General features: G+C 71.5%; 17 protein-coding genes. 14 read left to right on the top strand and 3 right to left on the bottom strand.

From position 1 onward, the window contains the following. The first annotated feature begins 59 nt into the window (after positions 1-59). The 4 genes from BLV02_RS30540 to BLV02_RS30525 are packed head-to-tail and all read left to right on the top strand — an operon-like array spanning position 60 to position 5,426. A complete protein-coding gene (locus BLV02_RS30540) occupies positions 60-3,863 on the top strand; it encodes a multifunctional oxoglutarate decarboxylase/oxoglutarate dehydrogenase thiamine pyrophosphate-binding subunit/dihydrolipoyllysine-residue succinyltransferase subunit (protein WP_083288790.1) in 3,804 nt (1,267 codons plus the stop codon). Beyond that, positions 3,863-4,063, top strand: coding sequence for a DUF6104 family protein (locus tag BLV02_RS30535; RefSeq protein WP_069112284.1), 201 nt, complete (start codon positions 3,863-3,865; stop codon positions 4,061-4,063). Before BLV02_RS30540 ends, BLV02_RS30535 begins: the two co-directional genes overlap by 1 nt. Next, the gene (locus BLV02_RS30530) at positions 4,060-4,695 is read left to right on the top strand and encodes a GDSL-type esterase/lipase family protein (protein ID WP_074946820.1); all 636 of its coding nucleotides are present in this window, start codon (positions 4,060-4,062) and stop codon (positions 4,693-4,695) included. The genes BLV02_RS30535 and BLV02_RS30530 overlap by 4 nt, the downstream gene beginning before the upstream one ends. Beyond that, complete coding sequence (locus tag BLV02_RS30525; protein ID WP_216094295.1) at positions 4,692-5,426, top strand: AAA family ATPase; 735 nt, start codon at positions 4,692-4,694, stop codon at positions 5,424-5,426. The genes BLV02_RS30530 and BLV02_RS30525 overlap by 4 nt, the downstream gene beginning before the upstream one ends. Here the strand turns inward: BLV02_RS30525 and BLV02_RS30520 are convergent. Continuing rightward, complete coding sequence (locus tag BLV02_RS30520; protein WP_069112286.1) at positions 5,416-6,381, bottom strand: zinc-binding dehydrogenase; 966 nt, start codon at positions 6,379-6,381, stop codon at positions 5,416-5,418. The genes BLV02_RS30525 and BLV02_RS30520 overlap by 11 nt on opposite strands. An 84-nt stretch (positions 6,382-6,465) precedes the next feature. On the opposite strand from BLV02_RS30520, the gene BLV02_RS30515 reads away from it, so the two are divergent. The 7 genes from BLV02_RS30515 (at position 6,466) to BLV02_RS30485 (ending at position 11,847) form a co-directional block, all read left to right on the top strand. Continuing rightward, positions 6,466-7,341 carry a basic amino acid ABC transporter substrate-binding protein gene (locus BLV02_RS30515; protein ID WP_069112287.1) on the top strand — a complete coding sequence of 292 codons (876 nt, stop codon included), beginning with the start codon at positions 6,466-6,468 and terminating at the stop codon, positions 7,339-7,341. A 5-nt stretch (positions 7,342-7,346) separates the two neighbouring features. Beyond that, positions 7,347-8,132: an amino acid ABC transporter permease gene (locus BLV02_RS30510; RefSeq protein ID WP_083288791.1), complete on the top strand. Its 786-nt coding sequence runs from the start codon at positions 7,347-7,349 to the stop codon at positions 8,130-8,132. Then, positions 8,129-8,887 carry an amino acid ABC transporter ATP-binding protein gene (locus BLV02_RS30505; protein WP_069112288.1) on the top strand — a complete coding sequence of 253 codons (759 nt, stop codon included), beginning with the start codon at positions 8,129-8,131 and terminating at the stop codon, positions 8,885-8,887. Before BLV02_RS30510 ends, BLV02_RS30505 begins: the two co-directional genes overlap by 4 nt. Before the next feature lie 82 nt (positions 8,888-8,969). Beyond that, positions 8,970-9,359 carry an ATP-binding protein gene (locus BLV02_RS30500; protein WP_069112289.1) on the top strand — a complete coding sequence of 130 codons (390 nt, stop codon included), beginning with the start codon at positions 8,970-8,972 and terminating at the stop codon, positions 9,357-9,359. Positions 9,360-9,367: 8 nt separating this feature from the next. Then, on the top strand, positions 9,368-10,249 hold the full coding sequence (locus BLV02_RS30495; protein ID WP_218133517.1) for an RNA polymerase sigma factor SigF: 882 nt from the start codon (positions 9,368-9,370) through the stop codon (positions 10,247-10,249). 35 nt (positions 10,250-10,284) lie between these two features. Next, positions 10,285-11,211, top strand: a complete 927-nt coding sequence (locus tag BLV02_RS30490; RefSeq protein ID WP_069112291.1) for a diacylglycerol/lipid kinase family protein — start codon at positions 10,285-10,287, stop codon at positions 11,209-11,211. Between the two features lie 384 nt (positions 11,212-11,595). Then, complete coding sequence (locus tag BLV02_RS30485) at positions 11,596-11,847, top strand: WhiB family transcriptional regulator (protein WP_026875155.1); 252 nt, start codon at positions 11,596-11,598, stop codon at positions 11,845-11,847. An 89-nt stretch (positions 11,848-11,936) separates the two neighbouring features. Here the strand turns inward: BLV02_RS30485 and BLV02_RS30480 are convergent, their stop codons facing one another. Continuing rightward, positions 11,937-13,412 (bottom strand): sensor histidine kinase, encoded by a 1,476-nt coding sequence (locus BLV02_RS30480; protein WP_069112292.1) that lies wholly within the window; start codon positions 13,410-13,412, stop codon positions 11,937-11,939. 65 nt (positions 13,413-13,477) lie between these two features. On the opposite strand from BLV02_RS30480, the gene BLV02_RS30475 reads away from it, so the two are divergent. After that, on the top strand, positions 13,478-14,359 hold the full coding sequence (locus tag BLV02_RS30475) for a DUF2785 domain-containing protein (RefSeq protein ID WP_069112293.1): 882 nt from the start codon (positions 13,478-13,480) through the stop codon (positions 14,357-14,359). A gap of 1 nt (position 14,360) precedes the next feature. On the opposite strand, the gene BLV02_RS30470 is transcribed toward BLV02_RS30475, so the two are convergent. Beyond that, positions 14,361-15,218 carry an LLM class F420-dependent oxidoreductase gene (locus tag BLV02_RS30470; protein WP_069112294.1) on the bottom strand — a complete coding sequence of 286 codons (858 nt, stop codon included), beginning with the start codon at positions 15,216-15,218 and terminating at the stop codon, positions 14,361-14,363. A gap of 70 nt (positions 15,219-15,288) precedes the next feature. On the opposite strand from BLV02_RS30470, the gene BLV02_RS30465 reads away from it, so the two are divergent. Together BLV02_RS30465 and BLV02_RS30460 are read left to right on the top strand one after the other, a co-directional pair. After that, positions 15,289-15,747: a MarR family winged helix-turn-helix transcriptional regulator gene (locus BLV02_RS30465; protein WP_069112295.1), complete on the top strand. Its 459-nt coding sequence runs from the start codon at positions 15,289-15,291 to the stop codon at positions 15,745-15,747. A gap of 61 nt (positions 15,748-15,808) precedes the next feature. Then, positions 15,809-16,822 carry an IS481 family transposase gene (locus BLV02_RS30460; protein ID WP_083412413.1) on the top strand — a complete coding sequence of 338 codons (1,014 nt, stop codon included), beginning with the start codon at positions 15,809-15,811 and terminating at the stop codon, positions 16,820-16,822. The last annotated feature ends 85 nt before the right edge of the window (positions 16,823-16,907 follow it).

Genomic DNA, 16,907 nt, shown 5'->3' with positions numbered 1-16,907 from the left:
CTGACGGTGGACAAGATCTCGACTTGTCGGCCTGAGTGATCTAGGCCACGATTGCGCCGATGCGCGGACCCGGTCACCCCGACTACCCTGTACCAGAGCAGCCGCGCAGATTCGAACGGAAGAAGGCGAACGCGACAGTGGCCCCCACCGGCCCGGAATCGGGATTCGGACCGAACGAGTGGCTCGTCGAGGAGTTCTACGAGAGCTGGCTCGAAGACCCCTCCAGTGTCGACCCCCAGTGGGCGGAGTTCTTCGCCGGCCGTAAGGCCGCCGATGCCGCCCCGGCCGCGCCGCCGGGCCCCGCCACCGCCGCCACACCGACACCCGCCCCGGCCGCCACTCCCACGTCCCCCGCGAGGACCACCGTGACCACCCAGCCCGCCGCCGTGCCGGCGCAGACCGCAACGACGCAGTCCGCCTCCGCGCAGCCGACCACCACCGCCGCGAAGGCCGCGCCGAAGCCCACCCCGGCGCAGCCGCCGAAGGCGCCGGCCCAGCCGCAGGACGCGGCCGGGCAGCCCGAGGTGGTCCCGCTCCGCGGCGCGCCGGCCCGCACGGCCACCAACATGGAGGCCAGCCTCGAGGTCCCGACGGCCACCAGCGTGCGCGCCGTCCCGGCCAAGCTGCTGGTCGACAACCGCATCGTCATCAACAACCACCTCGCGCGGTCCCGCGGCGGCAAGGTGTCGTTCACGCACATCATCGGGTACGCGCTGGTCAAGGCGCTGCACCAGATGCCCGACATGAACTACGCCTTCGCCGACAACGACGGCAAGCCGGCGCTGGCCAAGCCGCAGCACATCAACCTCGGCCTGGCCATCGACATGAAGAAGTCCGACGGCACCCGGCAGCTGCTGGTGCCCAGCATCAAGAGCGCCGAGCACCTCAACTTCGCCGAGTTCTGGGCCGCCTACGAGGACGTCGTCCGGCGGGCCCGCGACAACAAGCTGACGGTCGCCGACTTCCAGGGCACCACCATCACGCTGACGAACCCGGGCACCATCGGCACCGTCCACTCCGTGCCGCGGCTGATGAAGGGCCAGGGCACCATCATCGGCGTCGGGGCCATGGAGTACCCGGCCGAGTACCAGGGCGCGGCCCCCGAGACGCTGTCGCGGTTGGGCGTCTCGAAGACCATGACGCTCACCAGCACCTACGACCACCGCATCATCCAGGGCGCCCAGAGCGGCGACTTCCTGCGCATCGTGCACGGCCTGCTGCTGGGCCAGGACGGCTTCTACGACGAGATCTTCCGCGCGCTGCGCATCCCGTACGAGCCCATCCGCTGGGCCACCGACGTCCCGCACAGCCACGAGGACGAGGTCAGCAAGCAGGCGCGGGTGCTGGAGCTGATCCACGCCTACCGCGTGCGCGGCCACCTCATGGCCGACACCGACCCGCTGGAGTACAAGCAGCGCACCCACCCCGACCTCGACGTCAGCACCCACGGCCTCACGCTGTGGGACCTCGACCGCGAGTTCGCCACCGGCTCGTTCGGCGGCAGCAAGCGGTTCATGCTGCTGCGCGACATCCTCGGCGTGCTGCGCAACGCCTACTGCCGCACCGTCGGCATCGAGTACATGCACATCCAGGAGCCCGACCAGCGGCGCTGGATCCAGGAGCGGGTCGAGAAGCCGGTCGACCTCACCCCGCGTGAAGACCAGCTGCGCATCCTGCTCAAGCTCAACCAGGCCGAGGCGTTCGAGACCTTCCTGCAGACGAAGTACGTCGGGCAGAAGCGGTTCTCGCTCGAGGGCGGCGAGTCGCTGATCCCGGTGCTCGACGAGGTCGTCGAGGCCGCCGCCGAGGCCGGGCTGCTCGAGGCCTGCATCGGCATGGCCCACCGCGGCCGGCTGAACGTGCTGGCCAACATCGTCGGCAAGAGCTACGCGCAGATCTTCGGCGAGTTCCAGGGCAATATCGACCCCCGCACCGTCCAGGGCTCCGGCGACGTCAAGTACCACCTGGGCGCCGACGGCGAGTTCACCGCGCTCGACGGCTCGAAGATCAAGGTGTCGCTGACGGCGAACCCGAGCCACCTCGAGGCCGTCAACCCGGTGCTCGAGGGCATCGCGCGGGCCAAGCAGGACATCCTCGACCGCGGCGAGGAGTTCCCGGTGCTGCCGATCCTGGTGCACGGCGACGCCGCGTTCGCCGGCCAAGGCGTGGTGGCCGAGACGCTGAACCTCTCCCAGCTGCGCGGCTACCGCACCGGCGGCACCGTCCACGTCGTCGTCAACAACCAGGTCGGCTACACCACGTCGCCCGACCAGTCCCGCTCGTCGATGTACTCCACCGACGTCGCGCGCATGGTGCAGGCGCCGATCTTCCACGTCAACGGCGACGACCCCGAGGCGTGCACCCGGGTGGCCCGGCTGGCCTTCGAGTTCCGGCAGGCGTTCAAGAAGGACGTCGTCATCGACATGGTCTGCTACCGCCGGCGCGGCCACAACGAGGGCGACGACCCCAGCTACACCCAGCCGCTCATGTACGACCTCATCGAGGCGAAGCGGCCGGTGCGCAAGCTGTACACCGAGGCGCTGATCGGCCGCGGCGACATCACCATCGAAGAGGCCGAGCAGGTCCTGCTCGACTACCAGAAGCAGCTCGAGCGGGTGTTCGCCGAGACCCGGCAGACGGCGCCGACCACCGTCACCACGGTGCCGACCTACCCCGACAAGCCGGCGCCCGAGGGCGCGGTCGTCACGGCCACCACGCCCGAGGTGCTCAAGCGCATCGCCGACGCCTACCTCACGGTGCCCGACGGCTTCACCGTCCACCCGAAGGTGCTGCCGCAGGTGCAGCGCCGGGCGCAGGCGCTCTCCGAGGGCAACATCGACTGGGCCACCGCCGAGATCACCGCGTTCGGCGCGCTGCTGCTCGACGGCCGTCCGGTGCGGCTGGCCGGCCAGGACTCCCGCCGCGGCACGTTCGTGCAGCGGTTCGCGTCGCTGGTCGACCGCAAGACCGGCGAGTCGTTCCTCCCACTGCAGCACCTCGACGAGTCGCAGGCCAAGTTCTACGCCTACGACTCCCTGCTGTCCGAGTTCGCGGCCATGGGCTTCGAGTACGGCTACTCGGTGGCCCGTCCCGACGCGCTGGTGCTGTGGGAGGCGCAGTTCGGCGACTTCGCCAACGGCGCGCAGACCATCATCGACGAGTTCATCAGCGCCGGTGAGGCCAAGTGGGGCCAGTACTCCGGCGTCGTACTGCTGCTGCCGCACGGCTACGAGGGCCAGGGCGCCGACCACTCGTCCGCGCGCATGGAGCGGTTCCTGCTCATGGGCGCCGAGGACGCGTTCCGGGTGGCGCAGCCGTCCACGCCGGCGTCGCACTTCCACCTGCTGCGCTCGCAGGCGCTCAGCGGCAGCCACCGCCCGCTGGTGGTGTTCACGCCGAAGTCGATGCTGCGCAACAAGCGTGCGGTGTCCGCGCCCGACGACTTCACCGGCACCACCACGTTCCGGCCGGTGCTGCCCGACCCCGAGCCGCTCGACGCCGCGAAGGTCGACCGCGTGCTGCTGTGCAGCGGGAAGATCACCTGGGAGCTGCTGGCCGAGCGCACCAAGCGCTCCGACGACCACACCGCCATCCTCCCGGTCGAGCAGTTGTACCCGCTGCCCGCGCAGGAGATCGCGACGGCGCTCGCGGCGTACCCGAACCTGCGCGAGATCCGCTGGGTCCAGGACGAGCCCGAGAACATGGGCCCGTGGCCGTTCATGGCGCTGCACCTGGCGCCGCAGCTGCCCGGCGGCCTCCCGCTGCGCCCGGTCACCCGGCCGGCCAGCACGTCGCCGGCGGTGGGCAACCACAACGTCCACCTCGACCAGCAGAAGGCGCTGCACGACGCCGCGTTCGCCTGATGTACTTCACCGACCGCGGCATCGAGGAACTCGACGAGCGCCGGGGTGACGAACAGGTCACCCTGGGCTGGCTGGCCGAGCGGCTGCGCCACTTCGTCGACCAGAACCCGGAGTTCGAGACCCCGGTCGAGCGGCTGGCCACCTGGCTGGCCCGCGCCGACGACGAGGACGACGACGACCTCGGCGGCGACGCCGGGTGAGCGACCCCCGCGACGTCCGGGTGTGCGTCTTCGGCGACTCCTTCGTCGCCGGCGTCGGTGACCCGAAGGCGCTCGGCTGGGTCGGCCGGGTGGCCGCGCGCACGCCGTCGTCCACCGGGGTCGCGCTGACGGCGTACCCGCTGGGCGTGCGCGGCGAGGCCACCGAGGAGATGGTCGTGCGCATGCCGATGGAGTGCGCGCCCCGCTTCGCCCGCGGCGACGAGCACCGCGTCGTGCTGGCGCCCGGCGTGGCCGACGCGTTCCGGGGCGTGCCGGTGGCGCGGTCGGTGGCGGCGCTGGAGTTCGGGCTCTCCTCGGTGAGCGTCCCGGCGCTGGTGGTCGGGCCCCCTCCCGTCGGCGACGACGCCATGCTGGCCCGCATCGGCGACCTCGACGCCGCGTGGGCGCGGCTGTGCGCCGGCCGCGGCGTCCCCTACATCGCGACGTTCGGCCCGCTGACGGCCAAGGCCGCCTGGCAGACCGCCCGCGCCGACGACGGCCTGCACCCCGACCAGACCGGCTACGGCCTGCTCTCGTACCTCGTGCTCAACGGCGGCTGGTACCCCTGGCTGGGCGTCGAGGCGCCGAGCACGCCGGTGAAGGACCGCCGGGCCCCGCGCGCCTCGTCGTGAACCTGCTCGACCGGCGCCCGGTGCGGCGGGTGCAGTTCCAGCCGCCGGCCGGCCCGCCGCTCGACCTCGGCCGCTGGCCGTGGACGCTGCCGCCGGTGCGCCGGCTCGTCACCGACGGCCTCGACCTCGCGCCGCTCACCGTCCTCGTCGGCGAGAACGGCAGCGGCAAGTCCACCCTGGTGGAAGGGGTAGCGCTGGCGTACGGGTTCTCCCCCGAGGGCGGCTCGACCGGCGCCCGGCACACCACCAGGGTGAGCGAGTCGGAGCTGTCCCGCGCGCTACGGCTGACCCGCGGGCCGGGCGCGCCGAAGGACGGGTTCTTCCTGCGCGCCGAGACGATGCACGGCTTCTTCAGCTACCTCGAGGCCAACCCGAACCCACGCAGCCAGGACCCGGTCTTCCACGAGCTCAGCCACGGCGAGTCCTTCCTCGCCGTCCTGCGCCACCGGTTCCAGCGGCCGGGCTTCTACTGCCTCGACGAGCCCGAGTCGGCGCTGTCGTTCAGCGGCTGCCTCGCCCTGGTGGGCGCGTTGACGGAGATCGCCGACGCCGGCGGCCAGGTGCTGGTGGCCACCCACTCACCGCTGGTCGCGTCGCTGCCCGGCGCGACCGTCCTCGAGGTCGGCGAGTGGGGGCTGCGCGAGGTGGCCTGGGCCGACCTCGACCTCGTCCGGCAGTGGCGCGACTTCCTCGACGCCCCCGCCCGCTACCTCCGCCAGGTCACGGAGTGAAGACGACCTTGCCGAAGACGTCGCCGGCGTCGAGGGCGGCGAAACCGTCGCGGGCGCCGGACAGCGGCAGCACGCGGTCGACCACCGGACGCAGGCCGGTCCGCTCGCAGAACGCCACGAGCCGGGCCAGTTCGTCGCGGGTGCCCATGGTGGAGCCGACGACCCGCAACTGCAGGAAGAACACCCGGTTCAGCTCGGTCTCGGCGACGTAGCCCGACGTCGCGCCCGACACCACCAGGGTGCCGCCCGGCCGCAGCGACCGCACGGAGTGCTGCCACGTGGCCGCGCCCACCGTCTCCATGACGGCGTCGACGCGCTCGGGCAGCCGCTCACCGCTGCCGAACACCCGGTCGGCGCCCAGGGACGTCACCCGCGCGGCCTTCGCCGGGTTCCGCGACGTCACCCAGACCCGCGCCCCGGCCGCCGCACCCAGCGCCACCAGCGCCGTCGCCACGCCGCCGCCGGCGCCCTGCACGAGCACCGTCTGCCCCGGCACCACCCGTGCCTGCGTGAACAGCATGCGGTACGCCGTCAGCCACGCCGTCGGCAGGCACGCGGCCTCCTCGAACGACAGCGCGGACGGCTTGGGCACCAGGTTCCGCGCCGGCACCGCCACCCGCTCGGCGAACGTGCCCGGGTGCAGCTCGGACAGCAGCGTCCGCTTGGGGTCGAGCGTCTCGTCGTCGCGCCAGTCGGGGTCGGAGACGACGGCGTGGACGAGGACCTCGCGGCCGTCGTCGGTGACGCCCGCGGCGTCGCAGCCGAGGATCATCGGCAGCCGGCCGGCGTCGAGGCCGACGCCGCGCAGGGACCAGAGGTCGTGGTGGTTGAGCGCCGTCGCCCGCACCGTCACCGTCGTCCAGCCGTCGGGGACCGGCGGCTCGGGCCGCTCCCCCAGGGTGAGCCCGGCGAGAGGGTCGTCGGCGTCCAGGGACGAGGCGTAGGCGGCGAACATTCCCCGAGCCTACTGACCCGCCGTCCGCCTCAAGCGGTGGCAGGATGCGGATCAGGACGACTGGCGCGTTCCAGGGGGGATGCCATGTCCAGGCACAACAGCATCGCACGGTTGACCAAGATCACCGCCGCTGCCGCCGTCGTGGCCGCGCTGGCCGCGTGCGGCGGTGACGACGACGGCGGCTCGACCGCCACCGGCACTCAGGGCGCCGATCTCGCGCTCGTCCAGGACGGCACACTGACCGTCTGCTCCGACGTCCCGTACCCGCCGTTCGAGGTGGAGAGCCCGGACGCGCCCAGCGGCTACAGCGGCTTCGACATGGACCTCATGCAGGCCATCGCCGACGGCCTGGGGCTGCAGATGGCGGTCCAGGACGTCGGGTTCGACCCGCTGCAGAGCGGCGCCGTGCTGGCCGCCGGCCAGTGCGACCTCGGCGCGTCCGCCATGACCATCACCGACGAGCGCAAGCAGAACCTCGACTTCTCGGATCCGTACTACGACTCGTTGCAGTCGCTGCTGGTGCCCGCCGACTCTGGCATCACTTCCATCGACGACCTCGTCGGCAAGACCGTCGGCGTCCAGCAGGGCACGACCGGCGAGATCTACGCCAAGGAGCACCTGCCGGAGGGCGCGAACGAGCCGCAGGCGTTCCCCAGCGACGCCGAGCTGTGGCCGGCGCTGCAGGCCGGCAACATCGCCGCCATCCTGCAGGACCTCCCGGTCAACCAGGAGCACGCGCGCTCCGACCCGGGCTACGAGGTGGTCGAGGAGTACCAGACCGACGAGCAGTACGGCTTCGCCTTCGCCAAGGGCGAGAAGACGGCGCTGCTCGACGCCGTGAACGAGCAGTTGCAGGCGTTGCGCGACGACGGCACCTACGACGAGATCTACGCGAAGTACTTCGCGATGGACTCGACCGGCACGAGCGGCCCCACGGCACCCAGCCCGAGCACGAGCTGACGGCCGTGCGCAGGACCACGCAGCGACGGATCGGCCGCGGCGTCCTCTACCTGGTGTTCGCCGCGGCCGTCGTCGCCGTGGTGCTGGCCGCCGACTGGGAGCGCATCAAGGCGAACTTCCTGCAGCCCGACGTCGCCCGCGCGCAACTCCCGGAGATCATCACGATCGCGGCGAAGAACACGATCCTCTTCACCGTGATCTCGTTCAGCGGCGGCCTGCTGCTCGGCATCGTCCTCGCCCTGATGAAGCTGTCGACCGTCACGCCCTATCGCTGGCTGGCCATCGCCTACATCGAGCTGTTCCGCGGCCTGCCGGCGCTGCTGACGATCTTCGCGATGGCGTACGTCCTGCCGATCGCGTTCCAGGTCCATGTGCCCGGCGGGACGATCGGGGCCGGGCTGCTGGCGCTGATCCTGGTGGCGGCCGCGTACATGGCCGAGAGCATCAGGGCGGGCATCCAGGGCGTGCCGAAGGGACAGACCGAGGCGGCCCGGTCGTTGGGGATGTCGGCGGGGCGAACGATGTTCTCGGTCGTGCTGCCGCAGGCGTTCCGGATCGTCATCCCGCCGCTCACCAACGAGTTCGTCCTGCTCATCAAGGACACGTCGCTGCTGTTCATCGCCGGCTCGACGCTCTCGAACAAGGAGATCACCACGTTCGCCCGCGACGGCGTCATCAACTCCAACAACAGCACGCCGCTGGTGATGGCGGCCATGCTGTACCTGCTGATCACGATCCCGCTGACGCGGCTCGTCGCGGTGCTGGAACGACGGCTGGGACGGTCGCGATGAGCGCCGAGCCGGCGCCGTCGCCGGACGTCCCCGCCATCGAGGTGGTGGGCCTGCACAAGAGCTTCGGCGACCTCGAGGTGCTCAAGGGGGTCGACCTCACGGTCGCCCCCGGCCAGGTGGTGTGCGTCATCGGGCCCAGCGGTTCGGGCAAGTCCACCCTGCTGCGCTGCGTGAACCGGCTGGAGGAGCCGACCTCGGGGTCGGTGCGCATCGAGGGCATCGACATCCTCGATCCGGAGATCGACCTCGACCGGGTCCGGGCCCGCATCGGCATGGTGTTCCAGCAGTTCAACCTCTTCCCTCATCTGAGTGTCCTGCGCAACCTCACCATCGCCCAGCGGCGGGTGCTCGGCCGCGGCCGGGCCGAGGCGGTGGAGGTGGCGCGGCACAATCTCGAGCGGGTGGGCCTGACGGACAAGGTCGACGCCTACCCGGCCCATCTGTCCGGCGGCCAGCAGCAGCGCGTCGCGATCGCCCGCGCGCTGTCGATGAACCCGGACCTGATGCTGTTCGACGAGCCGACCTCGGCCCTCGATCCGGAGCTGGTGGGCGACGTGCTCGACGTGATGCGCGACCTCGCGCACAGCGGCATGACGATGATGGTCGTCACGCACGAGATGGGCTTCGCTCGCGAGGTGGGCGACGAGATGATCTTCATGGACGGCGGCGTCGTCGTCGAGTCGGGCCGGCCCCGGGAGGTCCTGTCCGATCCGCGGCACGCACGCACCCGGGCCTTCCTCTCGAAGGTGCTCTGACCCGTCGCGACCAGGCTGTGCCCGACTACGCGTTCGGGCGCGCATGTGACACTGTGGTCCGGAGCAACTCACATGAGGAGGTTTGGTGAGCGAGTCCGGTTCGTCGTTCGGTGACCTGGTGGAGCTTCAGGTACCGGCGTCCAGCGCTTACCTCACCGTGCTGCGGACCACCGCCGCCCGGCTGGCCGCCCGGATCGGGTTCACACTCGACGAGATCGAGGACCTCCGCATCGCCGTCGACGAAGCCGGCGCCATGCTGCTCCCGCTGGCCGTCCCCGGCTCGAACATGCACTGCAGCTTCCAGTTGCACACCGACATCCTCGACGTCGTGGTGTCCGTGCCGGCCGCGCAGACCGACCTCCCCAGCCGCGACAGCTTCGCCTGGACGGTGCTGTCGGCGCTGGCCGGCGAGGTCGCCTCGCGGGCCGAGGACGGCAGGGTGTCCATCATGCTGCGGAAGAAGCGGGGTTGAGTCAGGCGGTGGGCGCTGCCGAGGCGAGGCTGACCAGCGAGGCCATGGAAGAGCCCGCCGGTCCGGTCGTCGACGTCGTGCGGCCGGTCGTGGCGGTCGGCCCGGCCGACGCCGAGCCCGAGAGCGAGCCCACGCGCGGCACCGTCGACCGCGCCACCAGCCGGGCCCTGCTGCAACTGCTCGCCGGCCTCGACGCCGACGACCCCGCGCGCGGCGAGATCCGCAACCGGCTGACGACGCTGCACCTGCCGCTCGCCGAGCACCTCGCCCGCCGCTTCGCCGGCCGCGGCGAGCCGTACGAAGACCTCGTCCAGGTCGCCACCATCGGCCTGATCAAGGCGATCGACCGCTACGACCCCGGCCGCGGCGCCGAATTCTCCACCTACGCCACCCCCACGATCCTCGGCGAGATCAAGCGCTGGTTCCGCGACAAGGGCTGGGCCATCCGGGTGCCCCGCCGGCTGCAGGAACTGCGGCTGTCGATCAGCACGGCGACGACGGACCTCCTGCAGCAGCTGGGCCGGTCGCCGACCATCGCCGAGCTGGCGCAGGCCACCCGCACCACCGAGGACGAGGTGCTCGAGGCGCTGGAGACGGCGTCGGCCTACAGCACCGTCTCGCTCGACTCCCCCGAGCCGGGCGAGAACGCGCCCAGCACCATCGAGACCATCGGCAAGGACGACGAAGCGCTCGAGGGCGTCGAGAACCGCGAGACGCTGGCCCGCATGCTCGAAGGGCTACCCGACCGCGAGCGGCGCATCATCGTGCTGCGGTTCTTCCGCGGCATGACGCAGTCGCAGATCGCCGGCGAGATCGGCATCTCCCAGATGCACGTGTCCCGGCTGCTGGCCCGGACCTTGATCCAACTGCGCGAGGGCATGTTCCGCTGACCGGCGGCGGAACCGCGAACCGTAGGCTGTCTGCCATGCGCGCCCTCGTCGTCCTCAACCCGAACGCCACGACGACGTCCGTGCGCACCCGCGACGTGCTGCTGGCGGCGCTGAGCAACGACCTCGACCTCGAGGTCGCCGAGACCACGCACCGCGGCCACGCCACCGAGCTGACCAGGAAGGCCAGGGCCGACGGCGTCGGGCTGATCGTGTCGGTCGGCGGCGACGGCACCGTCAACGAGGTGGTCAACGGCCTGCTCGACCCCGCACCGGCCGACGGCGAGACCGTCCCCGACATCGCGATCATCCCCGGCGGCAGCACCAACGTGCTGGCCCGCAACCTCGGCATCCCCGAGAACGCCATCGAGGCCACCGGCCTGCTGCTCGACGCGCTGCGCGCCGGGCGGCGGCAGAGCATCGGGCTGGGCCGGCTCGACGGCCGGTACTTCACCTTCACCGCCGGGTTCGGGCTCGACGCCGACGTCATCCAGGCCGTCGAGGCCGAGCGCGAGCGCGGCCGCGTGTCCACCGTCCAGCTGTACGTGCGCACCGCCGTCCGCCGGTTCTTCGCCCAGCCCGAGCGGGCGCACGGCACCATCGAGCTGACGGCCGACGGCGGGCCGCCAGTCGCCGGGCTGGCCGTCGTCATCGTCACGAACTGCACGCCGTGGACGTATTTCGGCGCCCGGCCGCTGCGGCCCACCCCGTTCGCCGACCTCAACGCCGGTCTCGACGTGTTCGGGCTGACCAGCCTGCGGCTGGCGCCCACACTGCTGCACCTCGCCCAGATGACGACCCGCCGAGGGCCGCGCGGGCGGGCCGTCTTGTCGCTGCACGACCGCAAGGAACTCGTGCTGCGCGCGCCGGAACCGCTGCCGGTGCAGGTCGACGGCGACTACATCGGCGAGCGGACGGAGATCACGCTGACCTCGGTGCCGCGGGCGTTGCGCATCGCGTACTGAGCAGGCTCCCCGTCGATCCGAAGCCGGTGAGCGCGTCGAACCCGCCAGATGCAGGTGCGCAGGACCCTTGCCAGCGCCAGAGGTGCCGGTTATCGTCCCATCTTGGCTGTTTTGAGCCGATGCTGTGACCGACGCTACACCGACCTTCATGAGACGGATTACACAAAGCCCTTGTAGATGCATCACGAACTTGTCACCCTGGTAGGGCGACGCGGTTAGCCGCGCGCTTCGAGCGCGCAGCAGACCGCCGCAAGACTTCGCGTCATCCCCCTCGGCCCCAGGAAGCCACAGGGCCGGGCAGGGATTCGTGAACGAATTCACGTACTGCAACGTGGCTGGTCGGCCGAGCCGTCCGGCACCACACCATAAGGAGCTGTGAGAACCATGGATTGGCGCCACCGTGCCGCCTGTCGAGACGAGGACCCAGAGCTGTTCTTCCCCATCGGGAACACCGGGCCCGCGCTGCTCCAGATCGAGGAGGCCAAGACCGTCTGCCGCCGCTGCGACGTGCGCGAGTCCTGCCTGAGCTGGGCTCTCGAGAGCGGCCAGGACGCCGGCGTGTGGGGCGGGCTGTCCGAGGACGAGCGTCGTGCCCTGAAGCGTCGCAACGCCCGAGCCCGCGCGCGAGCCTACTGAGCCGGAGCACCCGAGCCGACACCCGCGCCTGAACGCTACGCCCCGCCAGCACCCCGGATTGGCGGGGCGTCGGTATGTCCGCGCCCGCCTCAGCGGGGCGACTCGGCCTCGACCGGGAGGTCCAGCACGACCCGGGTGCCGCCGCCGGAGCGCGGCCCGATGTCGAGCGTCCCGGCCAGCTCCCCCACCACCAGGGTCCGGACGATCTGCAGCCCGAGGTTCCCGGCGGTGGCCGCGTCGAAGCCGGGCGGCAGGCCGACGCCGTCGTCGTCGATGGTGACGAGCAGCCGGCCGTCCGACCGTTCCGCCGTCAGCAGCACCGCCCCGCCACGCCGGCCGAGGCCGTGCTCGACGGCGTTCTGCAGCACCTCGGTCAGCGTCATCGCCAGCGGCGTCGCGGTCTCGGCCGCCAGGATGCCGAACGTCCCCGACCGCGTCGCCCGCACGTCCGACGTGGTGGCGGCGACCTCGGCGACCATGCCGAGCAGGCGGTCGGCGACGTCGTCGAACGCGACGGTGTCGTCGACGGTCTGCGACAGCGTCTCGTGCACGATGGCGATCGAGCCGACCCGGCGCACCGCCTCGTCCAGCGCCGCACGCCCCTCCGGCGACGCGATGCGCCGCGACTGCAGCCGCAGCAGCGCCGCGACCGTCTGCAGGTTGTTCTTCACCCGGTGGTGGATCTCGCGGATCGTGGCGTCCTTGGTCAGCAGCTCCCGCTCGCGCCGCCGCACCTCGGTGACGTCGCGGCACAGCGCCAGCGCGCCGACGTGCTGCCCGCCGGGGTCGAGCGGGATGATCCGCAGCGTCATGACGGTGCCGTTGCCCTCGATCTCGGTGCGCACGTGCTGCCGCCCGCCGAGCACGTCCTCCAGCGGCTCGTCGCGCGCGCCCGGCGGCGGCGCCAGCGTGGCGGTCGCCTTGCCCAGGTGATGGCCGACGAGGTCCGCGGCGAGGCCGAGGCGCCGGTACACGGAGACGGCGTTGGGGCTGGCGTAGAGCGCCTGGCCGTCGGCGTCGAGGCGGACCAGTCCGTCGCCGACCCGGGGCGCGCCGCGGCGGCCCATGTCGGTGCGGGTGGAGTGCGGGAACCGGCCCTCGGTGATCAGCGTGGCCAGCTGGCTGCCGCACTCGAGGTAGGACAGTTCCAGGCGGCTCGGCGTGCGGACCGCGATGAGGTTGGTGTGCCGGCCGATGACGGCGATGACGCGGCCGTCGTGGCGCACCGGGATGGCCTCGACCCGCACCGGGACGTCGTCCCACCACTCCGGGTCGCCCTCGCGGCGGATGACGCCCTCGGCGTAGGCGGTGTCGATGAGCGGCCGGCGGCCCTTCGCGAGGTACGTCCCGACGAGATCCTCGACGTAGGCGGTCGGGCCGGTGGTCGGGCGCATCTGGGCCACGGCGCGGTAGCCGTCGTCGTCGCGGTCGGGCACCCAGAGGACGAGGTCGGCGAAGGAGAGGTCGGCCAGCAGCTGCCAGTCGGCGATGAGGGCATGCAACCAGTCGAGGTCGGCCTCGGAGAGATCGGTGTGACGCTGGACGACGTCGTTGAGCGACGGCACGTTACTGAGCGTAGCTCTCGTCACCTCGCTTCCCTCCACGGAGGTGGTTCTGCGAGGATTGCTCCGTGCAGCAGTCCTACTGGGAGCAGGTCGTCGCCGACGGCTTCCGGCTACCCCAGGGCGCTGCGCTCGACGAGCTCACGATCGAGCTGGTCACCATGCTCGGCGACACCGACCCGCACGTGCGCGAAGACATCGCCCGCTCGGTGCTGCAGACCTGGATCCGCGAGGGCGTCTACGACGACCTGCTCATCGGGCTCGGCGACGGGCTGGCGCTCGGGCTGAAGAAGGGCCTCGGCGAAGAGGGCACCGACACCGTGCTGCGCCGCTCGTTCTCCGCGAGCGTGCTGTCCGAGGTCATCGCCCGCGACAACGTCACCCACGGGCTGCACCCCGCCGCCGTCCTGACGTGGGCCGACCAAGCGGTCGGCTGGCTGCTCGGCGAGCGCGACCTCCGCGGCTGGACCCCCAACCAGGGCTGGGCCAACGCCGTCGCGCACGGCTCCGACGTGCTCGGCGCGCTGAGCGCGTCGCGGCACCTGAGCGCAGACGAGCTGCGTGTCCTGCTCGACGTCGTCGCCGAGCGGCTGACCACGCCGACGCGGCACCGGTTCTCCGCCGGCGAGGAGCAGCGGCTGGCGTACGCGACGATGTCGGTGCTGCACCGCGACCTCGTCAGCATCGAGACGCTGGAGGGCTGGCTGGAGCGGCTGGCCCAGGCCTGGCGCGACGACGCCCGCCCGCCGTCGTCGCGGGCGGCGGCGCGCGAGAACACCCTCGACTACCTGCGGGCGCTGCACCTGCAGCTGCTGCTGGGCGTGCAGGGCACCCCGGCGCAGAACGTCGCCAGCACCGTGCGGCCGATGCCCGCGGTCCGCTCCGACCTGCTGCTCGCCCTGCAGGCGACGCTGCGTTCCAGCGCGCCCTGGCTGTACCGCCAGCGCTGATCTAGGCCTCGAGCGCGGCGGCGACGGTCTCGACCTGCTGCTCGGTCCAGGCGCTGCCGCGCACGATGACGCCGACGTGCTCGAAGCCGAGGTCACGGGCGGCGCGGGCACGCCCGGCGAACGAGGCGGCGGACTCGCCCGGCTCCAGCGCCATGGCCAGCGTCTTCTCGATCTCGTCGAACGGGCGGCCGACGGCGTCGCAGTGGCGGGCGAGCACGTCGAGCTTGTGCCTGACGGTCTGCCCGCCGTCGGGGATGTCGAACAGGTTGCAGGCGTCGGCGTACTGGGCGACCAACCGCAGCGTGACCTTCTCGCCCGTGCCGCCGACCACGATGGGCGGGTGCGGCCGGGTGGCGGGCAGTGGGCTGCCGATGGGCCGGTCCAGCTGGTAGTGGACGCCCTCGAACGGCGACTCGTCGCCGGCCCACAGCTGCTTGGCCAGCCGCAGCAGCTCTTCCAGCCGCTCGAACCGCTCGGCGGTGGGTGGCAGGAACAGCCCCATCATGCGGGCTTCCTCGGCGTGGTAGCCGGCGCCGACGCCGAGCCAAGCGCGGCCGTGCGAGAGCACGTCGAGCGTCGTCACGGCCTTGATGAGCAGTGCCGGGGAGCGGTACGTGGCGGCCGACACCATGGTGCCCAGCCTGATCCGCTCGGTCTGCCCGGCGAGGTAGCCGAGGGTGGTGTACGCCTCGAGCATCGGGTCGTCGAGCTGCGCGGTGGGGTCGCCCTGCAGCAGGTGGTCGGCGACCCAGAGGGTGTCGATGCCGGCGTGGTCGGCGGTGCGCACGACGCGCGTCAGCTCGTCGGTGAGGCCGCCGCCGGGCCAGGTGTAGTTGGTGACGCTGATGCTGACCTTCATGATCCGACCCTAGGACCAAATACTTGGATTCGTCAAACTATTGGAGTCATCCAAGCAGTATGCTGATCCCGTGACCGACCACGCCACGCTCGCCGCCGACACCTGGCGGCTGATGTTCGACCTGCTCATCCGGTCCCGGCCCGAGCGCGACGCCGTCCTCGCCCGGCTCGGGCTGACGGCGAACGAGTACAAGGCGCTGCACTCGCTCGACGCCGAGGACGGCCGGACGATGAAGGACCTCGCCGCCGAATGGCAGTGCGACGCGTCGACCGCGACCTGGACGGTCGACCGCCTGCAACGCCTCGACCTCGCCGAACGCCGGGTCCACCCGACCGACCGCCGGGCCCGGCTGGTCGTGCTGACGGCGCGCGGCGCCGCGATGCGGGCCGAACTGCTCGGCGCCATGTACGCGCCGCCGGCCGACCTGCTCCAGTTGGACGACGCACAGCTGCGGGCCCTGCACGAGGCGCTGGAGCCGCTAGATGTTCTGACCACGGACGTTAGGTACGGCGGGTCGGCTGGACCATGACGAAGACCTCCGGGTGAGGTGTGGAGCAACCACGCACCCACGTCTCACCACGGAGGTCTTCGTGTCCCACGCTAACGCCACCCTCGCTCCAGCCGGACGACTACGTCTGGCTCGGCTCGTCGTCGACAAGCGCTGGTCGTATGCCCGAGCGGCCGAACGGTTCTCAGTCAGCATCACCACTGCGCGTCGCTGGGCCGACCGCTACCGCGAACTCGGCGAGCCCGGCATGGTCGACCGGTCCTCGCGTCCGCGACGCAGCCCGAACCAGCTGCCCAAGCGCATCGAGCACCGGGTCGTGAAGCTGCGGGTGACTCGACGTTGGGGCCCGGCCCGGATCGCCTACCACCTGGGCCTGAACCCCTCGACTGTCCACCAGGTGCTGGTCCGGTACCGATGCCCGCGGTTGAAGTGGACCGATCCGGCCACCGGCACCCGGATCAAGACCTCCTCGCGCGACAAGAACCGCTACGAGCACGCCACGCCCGGCGACCTGATCCACGTCGACATCAAGAAGCTCGGCCGGATCCCCGACGGCGGCGGCTGGCGGATGTTCGGACGTGGCTCAGAACAAGCCCGACGGGCGAACGCGGCAGCCGATCACGCGGCCCGCGCCGGCGCATCACCCTCACGCGGCTACGTCTACCTCCACCACGCCGTGGACGACCACTCCCGGCTGGCCTACTCCGAGATCCTCACCGACGAACGCAAGGAGACCGCGGCGGCCTTCTGGACGCGCGCCAACGCTCACTTCGCAGCGCACAGCATCACGGTCAAGGCCGTGCTCACCGACAACGGCTCCTGCTACCGGTCACGACTGTGGGCCAAGACCCTTGGCAAGAAGATCAAACACCGACGCACCCGCCCGTACCGTCCCCAGACCAACGGCAAGGTCGAGCGGTTCAACCGGACCCTGCTCGAGGAATGGGCCTACGCCTGCGCCTACCGCTCAGAGGCCGACCGCGCAGCGGCCTACCCGACCTGGCTGCACCACTACAATCACCACCGCGGCCACACCAGCCTCAACGGCAAGTCACCCATCGACCGCGTGCCCAACCTCCCCGGTCAGAACACCTAGATGAGTGAGTCCGAAATGGGTTCGCCGGACGGGTACGTGGCTGTGGCCGGCGTTCGGCCGGTCCGGTGAGCCACACCGCTCACCC

Source organism: Jiangella alba, from assembly GCF_900106035.1.
Lineage (GTDB): Bacteria > Actinomycetota > Actinomycetes > Jiangellales > Jiangellaceae > Jiangella > Jiangella alba.
The sequence above is the reverse complement of the archived record's forward strand: the minus strand, read 5'-3'. Positions and strand labels throughout refer to the sequence as shown.